Here is an 8,398-nt window from a genome sequence, read left to right as displayed (position 1 = left end):
CTGGCCGCCCTGCGCAGGCGCTGCGACGCCGGCGACGCCCCCGGCGCGGTCGCTCTCGCCCTGAACCTGACCTGGTACTGGCAGATGTTCGGCCGCCAACCCGACGCGGCCTACTGGCTGGGCGAGGCCCTGGCGGTGCCCGGCGGCGGGCCGACGCCCGCCCGCGACTGCGCCCACGCGATCTACCTGATCGACCGGGTCGAGACCCGGCCGGGGATGACCGCCGAGGAGGTCGCCGACGACCAGGCGCAGATGCGCGAGCTGGCCGACCGGCTGCTCGCGTACCCGGAGCTGCCGGGACCGTACGGCGTGATCACCGCGCTCCTGCAGGAGGAGAGGACCAGGCTCGCGATCATCGGGCAGCTGGCCGAGGGCGACGACGTCTGGCTGTCCGGGCTGGCCCGCCTGTTCCGGGCCCGGTTCGCCGAGAACGCGGGCGAGCTCGACACGATGCGCACCGACGTGGAGGCGGCCCTGGCCTGCTTCCGGCAGGCCGGCGACCGCTGGGGCCAGGCCGGCGCGCTGCCGATGCGCGCCCAGCTCCGGCAGTACGACGACGACCTCGACGGCGCGCTGGCCGACCTGCACGAGGCCCGGACGCTGGCCGGCGAGTTCGGCTCGCTCAGCCTGCGCGACGAGGTGTACAGGGACCTGCGCTGGATCGACCTGCACCTGCGGCGCGGCGAGACCGACGTGGCGATCGCCATGATCGACTCGACCCGGGAGCGGGCCCGGCGCGCGGCCTCGAACGAGATGCTGATCCTGGTCGACGCGCGGGAGGCCGACTTCTGGGTCCGGCACGGCGACCTGGACCGGGCGCGGCAGCTCCTCGACGACGCCGAACGGGGGCTGCACGGCGACACCGCGTTCCCCAGTGACCACGTGCGGACGCTGGTCGGCAACGTACGGGCCGCGCTCTGCCTGGAGCTGGGCGACCTGGCCGGCGCGGAGAAGATGCTGGCGAAGGCGTACGCGGCGGCGGTGGAGACCCGGGACCTGCCGATCCTGTCGCTGGTGGCGGTGAACACGGCCGCGCTCGCCGAGGCGCACGGGCGGCATGACGAGTCGGCCATGCTGCTCGGCGCCGCCTCCCGGCTGCGTGGCGCGCACGACCGCACCGATCAGCAGGTTCGCGAGCTCACCCGCCGGGGGCGGGCCGCGCTGGGCGAGGAGGCCTTCGCCGCGGCGTACGGGAAGGGTCGCGGGAGTAGAGACGTCTTGGACCGGCATTTCCTCGCTGGTCAGTGAGCCGTCTCTTTCGCCTCGTCTCCACGATGGTCAACGTCGGATTCTGTTCGATCCGGGAACGGCCGGCATCGCCCTCTCAAAGGACAGCGGCGGCCGGTGCCTCGCCGGTGGTCTGCTCGGCGAAGCACCTGTTGCATTTCGGGCTGAGGGGCGAGTCCCGCTCGCGCGTGCCGGCGGGGATGGGTCAGCGGAGGTCCGTGGACAGGGTGATCTCTTTGTTCTGCTCGATCCCGGCCGCCAGGTTCTCGATCTTCTGGGTCGCCAGTCGCAGCGCGTCCGATCCGAGCAGGAGTCGCAGCGGGGCGGGAGTGCGTGAGGCTACGTCGATGATGGCTTCGGCCGCACGTACGGGGTCGCCGAGCTGATTTCCTTTCATCTTGTTGTGCTCCTCGGTCATGTCGCGAACCGCGGTGTAGGCATCGATGGTGTTCTCGGGCAGCGCGAGGGATCCGCCGCCGAGGAAGCCGGTCCGGAAGTATCCGGGCTCGATGAGAGTGACCGAGATGCCGAACGGCTCGACTTCCTGCGCAAGCGCTTCGGAGCACGTGTCACGTTCCAGAGCCCGAAGAAGTTGATGTCGAACATCGCGCGGGCCTCGGCGTCGCTCGTCTCCTCCACGGAGCCGAGCAGGCCGTACCCGGCGTTGTTGACGAGGACGTCGATGGAGCCGAAGTGCTCGACGGCTCGATGCACGGCGCTGTCGATGCTGCTCGCGTCGGCGAGGTCGACCTGCAGGGGGAGGAACGAGTCGCTTGAGGCGTCCTCGCCGAGGTTCTCACGCAGACGGGCGGTGTCGCGGGCGGTGGCTGCCACGGAGCATGGTGCGCTGTGAGGGCGGAGGTTCTCATTCGAGCGGTCCCCCGCGTCGTGAGTTCCTTATCGGTACAGGTCAGGCAAAATCGGTTCGAAGTTTTCCCTCGGCCTATCGAGGACCCTTCGAGCTGACATGTACCGTCGAATCGGGACCAGCTTGCTCTGTGAGTCAATGATCCGCGCCGACGATATTCGATTCTTGTTCACGTCGAAAAATAAAATCTGGCCAACCGTGGAACACGGGCGGAGGTCTCGGTTGTGGAGCATTGGTCGAGGCGTGAGGACGAACGATTGCTCACCGGTGCGGGCCGCTATGTCGCCGATATGCACGTGCCGGGCTGTTTGGACGCCGCTTTTGTGAGAAGCGATGTCGCGCACGGCATATTGCGCGAGGTGGACTGCTCCGTCGCCCGCGAGGTGCCGGGTGTGGTGGGGGCCTGGTCCGCCGCGGAGCTCGCGGAGCTTCCCGTGTGCCCGCACTCGGCCGCCACGTTGCAGGATCTGCCTCCGGTTCCGCACACGCTGCTGGCCAAGCTGTCCACGGAAGAGGCCGTGGCCGGCCGGGAGTGGCCGGTGCTGGTCAAGGATCGGGTGCGATACTCCGGTGAGGCGCTGGCGGTGGTCGTGGGCCAGGACCGCTACCAGGCCGAGGACGGGGCCGCCGAGGTCGTCTTCCAGATTGATCCCCTGCCGGCGGTGGTGTCGCCGTCGGCCGCGGCGACCGACTCCGTTCGCCTGTTCGACGGTCTGAGCAACATCGCGTTTCTAGGGGAGGCCGGGGAGCCGATCGAGGAGTCGGTGTGGCAGGAGGCGGCTGTCGTGGTGGAGGCACGGTATCGCCAGCAACTGCTGATGCCCACGCCGATGGAGTGCCGGGCCATTCTGTGCGTGCCCGAACACGACCGGCTGACCGTGTGGTCGGGGCACCAGATGCCGCACCGGTTGCGCCGGGAGCTGGCCGCGTTGCTGGGCTGGCCGGCCGAGCGGATACGGGTCGTGGTGCCGGACACCGGGGGTGCGTTCGGGTCGAAGAGCGCGGCGTTCCCGGAGTTCGTCGCGGTCGCCTTCCTGGCGGTGCGGCTCGGCCGTCCCGTTCGATGGGTGGAGGACCGGCTGGAGTCCATGCTGGCCGCCAGCCGGGGCCGGGGGCAGGATCAGCGGGTCCGGCTCGCCGCGGACGCTGATGGGCGCCTGCTCGCCTACGAGTTGACCATCGACGCCGACGTGGGCGCCTACCCCCACCTCGGGGTCGGCCTGCCCATGCAGACGGCCTGGATGGCGACCGGGCCGTACGCCACGCCCCGGGTTCATGCCGGCGTGCGCTCGGTGCTCACCAACACCATGGTGACCTACCCGTATCGAGGCGCGGGCCGGCCGGAGGCCGCGATCGCGCTGGAGCGGTCGATGGACGTGCTGGCCCGGCGGCTGGGGATGGACCCTGCGGAGCTGCGGCGGCGCAACTTCATCTCGCCCGACGACTTCCCGTACCAGACGCCCACTGGGCGGCGCTACGACAGCGGGAACTATGCCGCCGCGCTCGACCTGGCGCTGCAGACCCTCGATTACGACGGGTGGCGGGCCGAACAGGACCGACGCCGGGCTGATCCGGACGCCCTGCCGGTGGGGATCGGCCTGTCCTGCTACGTGGAGCGCGCCGGAGGCGAACCCGGGGGGCTGCACGAGTTCGTCAGCGTCGAGGCGGGCGAGGACGGCACGTTCACCGCCCGATGCGGCGCCTCCCCCAGCGGCCAGAGCCACGAGACGGTCTTCCCCGCGCTGGTCGCCGAGACCCTCGGCGTGGACGCTGCACGGGTGCGGCTGGTCGAGGGCGACACCGACGCCCAGCCCGACGGGCTTGGCTCCTTCGCCAGCCGTTCGGCGCAGGTCGACGGAGCGGGGCTGCAGCACGCCGCCACCTTGCTCATCGAGCAGGCGCGCGAGCGGGCCGCAGCCCTATGGGGGGTGCCGGCGGAGGAGGTGGCGTGGTCCCACGGCACCGTGCACCCCATCCGGGACGGTTCGGCGGCCATGGACCTGGCCGAACTGGTGAAGGCGACCGGGCCGATGCGCGTGGACGACCGGTTCGAGGCGGGCATGGCCTTCCCGTTCGGCGCCCACGCGGCCGTGATCGAGGTCGATCCGGAGCTGGGCACCGTACGCGTGCTGCGGGTGGTGGCCGTGGACGACTGCGGACGGGTGCTCAACCCCATGGTGGTGCACGGGCAGGCCTTCGGATCGGTCGTGCAGGGCATCGGCCAGGCACTCTACGAGGGCATCCCCTTCGACCAGGACGGCGTTCCCCTGCTGGCCAACGGCCTGCTGGACTACCTGCTGCCGACGTTCACCGAGATCCCGCCCATCGAGATCAAGGACACCTGCACGCCGAGCCCCAGCACACCGCTGGGCGCCAAAGGGGCCGGTGAGTCGGGCTGCATCGGCACGCCGGCGGCGATCGTCAACGCCGTGGCGGACGCGCTGCGCGTCGCCGACCCCGACCTGCTGCAGATGCCGCTCACCCCGGACGTGGTGTGGCGAGCGGCCCGCGCCCCGAAACTGGAGGAGATCCAGTGAAGCCCGCCGCCTTCGACTACGTCGCGCCGCGCACCGTGCACGAGGCCGTCGACGCGCTCGCCGGCAACGGGCGCAAGACCCAGGTCCTGGCCGGTGGACAGAGCCTCATCCTGGAGATGCACCTGCAACGCATCCGCCCTGAACTGGTCGTCGACATCAACCGCGTCGCCGAGCTCGACCACATGGACGTGGACGACAGCACCCTGCGGGTCGGCGCCCTGATCCGCCACGACGCCTTCGAGTCGGAGCAGGCCGTGCCGGGCCCGCTCGGCACGCTGTTCGCGCGCGCTGTCGTCAACATCGCCCACCCGCCCATCCGCTCCCGCGGAACCATGGTCGGCAGCCTCGCCTGGGCGCATCCCGCCTCGGAATGGTGCGCCCTCGCCCTCGCGCTCGACGCCGACCTCGAACTGCACGGCACCGGCGGCCCACGCGAGATTCCGGCCCGCGACTACTTCCTCGGGCCGTTCCAGACCGCCCGCAGGCCGGAGGAGCTCATCACCGCCGTGCGGTTCCCGCTGCTCACCGGCGACACCGGGGTCGGCTTCATCGAGCACCGGCGCACGCACTTCTGCTTCGCCCAGGTGGCCGTGGCGGCGACACTCACCGCGCGCGACGGGGTGATCATCGGGGCCAGGATCGGGCTCGTCAACTGCGCCGACAGGCCGGTGCGGGCCAGGGCCGCCGAGCGGGCGCTGATCGGTACCGACCTCGCGCCCCCGGCAGGACGCCGGGTGCCCGGCGACCACCCGTTCGCCCGGGCGGGCCGCATCGCCGCCGAGCAGGACGCGGCTCCCGTGGCCGAGCCGTACGCGGACGTGGAGTACCGGCGGCAGGCCATCGCCGTCCTGGTCGGCAGAACCCTGCGCGAGGCCGCGAGGTACCAGCGCTCGCGGGCCGCCGCGATCGAGGGAGGCCACCGATGAAGATCACCCTCACGGTGAACGGCGAGCAATACCCACTCGACGTGGAGCCCCGCCGGGTGCTGGCCGACGTGCTGCGCGAGGACTGCCGCCTCACCGGCACGCATCTGGGCTGCGAGCACGGCGTCTGCGGGGCGTGCACGGTGCTGGTCGACGGCCGGGCAGTGCGATCGTGCCTCATGCTGGCCGTGCAGTGCGACGGCAGCTCGGTGCGTACCGTGGAAGGGCTGGCCGGTCCCGACGGCGAGCCCCATCCCCTGCAGCGGGCCTTCTCCGCCGAGCACGCCCTGCAGTGCGGCTTCTGCACGCCGGGCTTCTTGATGGTGGCCGCCGGGGCGCTGGAGCGCGATCCCGGCATCGGCGACGACCCGGAGCGCGTCGCCGCCCTGGTCGGCTCCAACATCTGCCGATGTACCGGCTACGAACCCATCAGACGCGCGATCACGCGCGCCGCACGCGAGTGGCCGGGCAAGCCAACCTGAGACAACCCGCGCGAACGCGACGGCTGCCCGAGAGACCAGAAGCGGAAGATGGCGATCACAGGAGACCTCCGCGCGGGGATCATCGACGTCCACGAGCACTGGCTGCCGCGCGACCTGTTCGCCCTTCCGCCAGGCACTCCGTTGCACCGTCAAGAACGTGCTGGACCGGCTGGAGTCCTTCCACCAGCTCACCGGCCGTTGCCACCGCGGCGCCGGCCCGGCCGCCACGCACCGCCATGCCCGGCCGCCGCGTGATCGTGCCATCGTGCACACCATGCTGGGCACCAGGCTGTGCCGCACCGAGATCGCCGGCCTGGACCTGGCCCAACTGAAGCCACGCGACCGCGCCCAGCTACGGCGGGTGAAGAAGGCCAAGCTGAGCGGGGTGCGCGGCAAGGGCCGCACCAGCCGCAGCGTCTTCCTCGGCCTGGACGCCCGCACCGCGCCGGCCTCATCGCTCAGCACAGATGTGTTCATCCATGCCAAGCGGCGGACGCTCCATGCCCACTAGATCCGCGGCGGGCCCTTCGGCATTACAGAAGGTCGGGCTAGGGATCTTTGAGGTTTGGCGGCCTATGACACGTTGGTTGACGGCACCCCATCATGCGGGCCTACCGGGCGGGGCAGGAGGACCAGCTCGGCGCGCTCGGCCTGGTGCTGAACGCCGCGGTGCTGTGGACCATCCGCTACCTGGACGCCGCCGTCGCCGAGCTGCGGGCCCTGCCCGCCGACCAGCGCGAGCACCAGGTGCTGGACGAGGACGTGGCCCGGCTCTCCTCGCTGCGGCACGCCAACCTGAACGTGCTGGGCCGCTACAGCTTCCGCGGCTCCACCCCGGCCGGCGGCGTGCTTCGGCCCCTGCGCGACCCGGCGGCGGCCTCCGCCTCGGCCGGGCTCTGGGCCGGGTCGAGGGCTTCCTCGTCCGGGGTGCAGCAGGTGGTGGTACCGCAGCAGGCCTCCGGTGCGCTGTCGGCGCTCTTTTCTCCGCGGTGGTGAGGGTCCGCCCGCGATGGCGGCTGTGAAGATCGCTGTCCGATTGCCGGAAACGCAGTGATAGAGATTCAGGGTGACAATGACACTCGAGTTCCCCGTTCTGCTGCGACTGATCGACGAACGGTCGACTGCCTTCCGCGCCGCGGTCGCCTCCGCGCCCAGCCTCGACGTACAGGTGCCGACCTGCCCCGAGTGGACGCTGTTCGATCTGGCGCAGCACATCGGCGAGGGGCGCCGCGACTGGGCCGCCACCGTCGCCGCAGGGCCTGCTCCGGCCAAGTCCGCAGCGGAGGGCGCCCCGGCTGCGCCTCGGGAGCGCGAGGCCCTGCTGGCCTGGTTGGCGGAGTCCACGGAGCAACTGCTGGACGCATTGCGGAAGGCCGGCCCGGATCGCGGTTGCTGGACGTGGTGGGGGACGTCGCAGTCGCCGCAGACCTCCGGTGCCGTAGCTCGGCACCAGCTCCAGCAGATGGCGGTGCACACGTACGACGCCCAGATCACCGTAGGTGCCCCGCAGCCGCTGCCGGACGAGGTGGCGCTCGACGGTGTCGACGAGTTCCTGTCCACCTGCGTCGCAACGACAAGTGCCTGGCCGCACGAGCCCGCTGCCGTCGACTTCCACGCCTCCGAGGGCCGCTCCTGGCGCCTCTCGCTCTCCGCCGACGGCGCACGGACCGCCCGCCTCCCCGGGCCCGGCACCATGCCGGCCACCGCTGCCGGCCAGGACCCGAACGCGGCCGCCGCCTTCTTCTCCGCTCGGGGCACGGCCAGCGAGCTGGTTCTCATCCTGCACGACCGTATCCCGATCAACTCCCTGAAGCTCGACGGCGACCGACGTCTCTTCGAGCAGCTCAGCGCCTGGGAACCGGATGAGTAGGACGTGACGATGCGCCACCTCGTACGCCCCGGGGCATGCCTCCCGCCAACGGCTACAACCACGCCGTGGTGGCCTCGGGGCCGCCGGGGGCGGCGGCGGCTCACAAGCTGATCGGTGTTCCTGGTCGGCACCTGACGCCGTCAGTTCTCAGCGCCGTCCTCGTCGTCATCGGGTCCGGCCGCGTCCGGGTCGCGCAGCGGGCGCAGGGTGCCGCCCGCCGGCTGGGTGGGGGGGTGAAGCTGTAGTGGCCCAGGACGTTGAGGTTCTTGTGCTTGAGCGGGGACAGCCGGGCCACGTCCTCGTCACGGATCTCATGACCCTCCGCGCGAAGCCGGACGACGGCGGCGTCGATGTAGCGGGTCGTCCAGAGCATCACGCACCGGGCGGGAAGCCCGGCCGCGCATCCCGAGGTCCTCGCCGACGGCGGACCGCGCCAGCCTCCGACGACAGCTCGCCAGGCGATCACGCACACTGCCGCATCACCAACGATG

General features: G+C 71.4%; 9 protein-coding genes and 2 pseudogenes. 8 read left to right on the top strand and 3 right to left on the bottom strand.

The genetic code is table 11. The annotated features are described in order from the left end of the window. Positions 1-1,248: pseudogene (locus ACWDX9_RS15565) on the top strand (AfsR/SARP family transcriptional regulator); the annotation flags it as partial. Positions 1,249-1,432: 184 nt separating this feature from the next. Here ACWDX9_RS15565 and ACWDX9_RS15560 read toward each other — a convergent pair. Further along, complete coding sequence (locus tag ACWDX9_RS15560) at positions 1,433-1,645, bottom strand: hypothetical protein (RefSeq protein ID WP_449953849.1); 213 nt, start codon at positions 1,643-1,645, stop codon at positions 1,433-1,435. Next, on the bottom strand, positions 1,642-2,061 hold the full coding sequence (locus tag ACWDX9_RS15555; protein WP_449953847.1) for an SDR family NAD(P)-dependent oxidoreductase: 420 nt from the start codon (positions 2,059-2,061) through the stop codon (positions 1,642-1,644). The genes ACWDX9_RS15560 and ACWDX9_RS15555 overlap by 4 nt, the downstream gene beginning before the upstream one ends. A gap of 258 nt (positions 2,062-2,319) precedes the next feature. On the opposite strand from ACWDX9_RS15555, the gene ACWDX9_RS15550 reads away from it, so the two are divergent. The 7 genes from ACWDX9_RS15550 to ACWDX9_RS15520 all read left to right on the top strand — a co-directional run bounded on the left by ACWDX9_RS15550 (position 2,320) and on the right by ACWDX9_RS15520 (position 8,152). Then, positions 2,320-4,632: a xanthine dehydrogenase family protein molybdopterin-binding subunit gene (locus tag ACWDX9_RS15550; protein ID WP_449953844.1), complete on the top strand. Its 2,313-nt coding sequence runs from the start codon at positions 2,320-2,322 to the stop codon at positions 4,630-4,632. Then, positions 4,629-5,558 (top strand): FAD binding domain-containing protein, encoded by a 930-nt coding sequence (locus tag ACWDX9_RS15545; protein ID WP_449953841.1) that lies wholly within the window; start codon positions 4,629-4,631, stop codon positions 5,556-5,558. Before ACWDX9_RS15550 ends, ACWDX9_RS15545 begins: the two co-directional genes overlap by 4 nt. Next, positions 5,555-6,037, top strand: a complete 483-nt coding sequence (locus tag ACWDX9_RS15540) for a (2Fe-2S)-binding protein (RefSeq protein ID WP_449953839.1) — start codon at positions 5,555-5,557, stop codon at positions 6,035-6,037. Before ACWDX9_RS15545 ends, ACWDX9_RS15540 begins: the two co-directional genes overlap by 4 nt. Positions 6,038-6,194: 157 nt before the next feature. After that, on the top strand, positions 6,195-6,548 hold the full coding sequence (locus ACWDX9_RS15535; protein WP_449953836.1) for a hypothetical protein: 354 nt from the start codon (positions 6,195-6,197) through the stop codon (positions 6,546-6,548). A 92-nt stretch (positions 6,549-6,640) separates the two neighbouring features. After that, the gene (locus ACWDX9_RS15530; protein WP_449953834.1) at positions 6,641-7,033 is read left to right on the top strand and encodes a Tn3 family transposase; all 393 of its coding nucleotides are present in this window, start codon (positions 6,641-6,643) and stop codon (positions 7,031-7,033) included. 76 nt (positions 7,034-7,109) lie between these two features. Then, positions 7,110-7,907, top strand: a complete 798-nt coding sequence (locus tag ACWDX9_RS15525; RefSeq protein WP_449953854.1) for a maleylpyruvate isomerase N-terminal domain-containing protein — start codon at positions 7,110-7,112, stop codon at positions 7,905-7,907. 35 nt (positions 7,908-7,942) lie between these two features. Further along, positions 7,943-8,152: a hypothetical protein gene (locus ACWDX9_RS15520; RefSeq protein ID WP_449953856.1), complete on the top strand. Its 210-nt coding sequence runs from the start codon at positions 7,943-7,945 to the stop codon at positions 8,150-8,152. A 56-nt stretch (positions 8,153-8,208) separates the two neighbouring features. Here ACWDX9_RS15520 and ACWDX9_RS15515 read toward each other — a convergent pair. Beyond that, a pseudogene (locus tag ACWDX9_RS15515) lies at positions 8,209-8,280 on the bottom strand (hypothetical protein); the annotation flags it as partial. Positions 8,281-8,398 lie beyond the last annotated feature (118 nt).

The organism is Nonomuraea sp. NPDC003201, from assembly GCF_053590415.1.
Note: the sequence above shows the minus strand (reverse complement) of the source record. Positions and strands in the feature narration are given on the sequence as shown.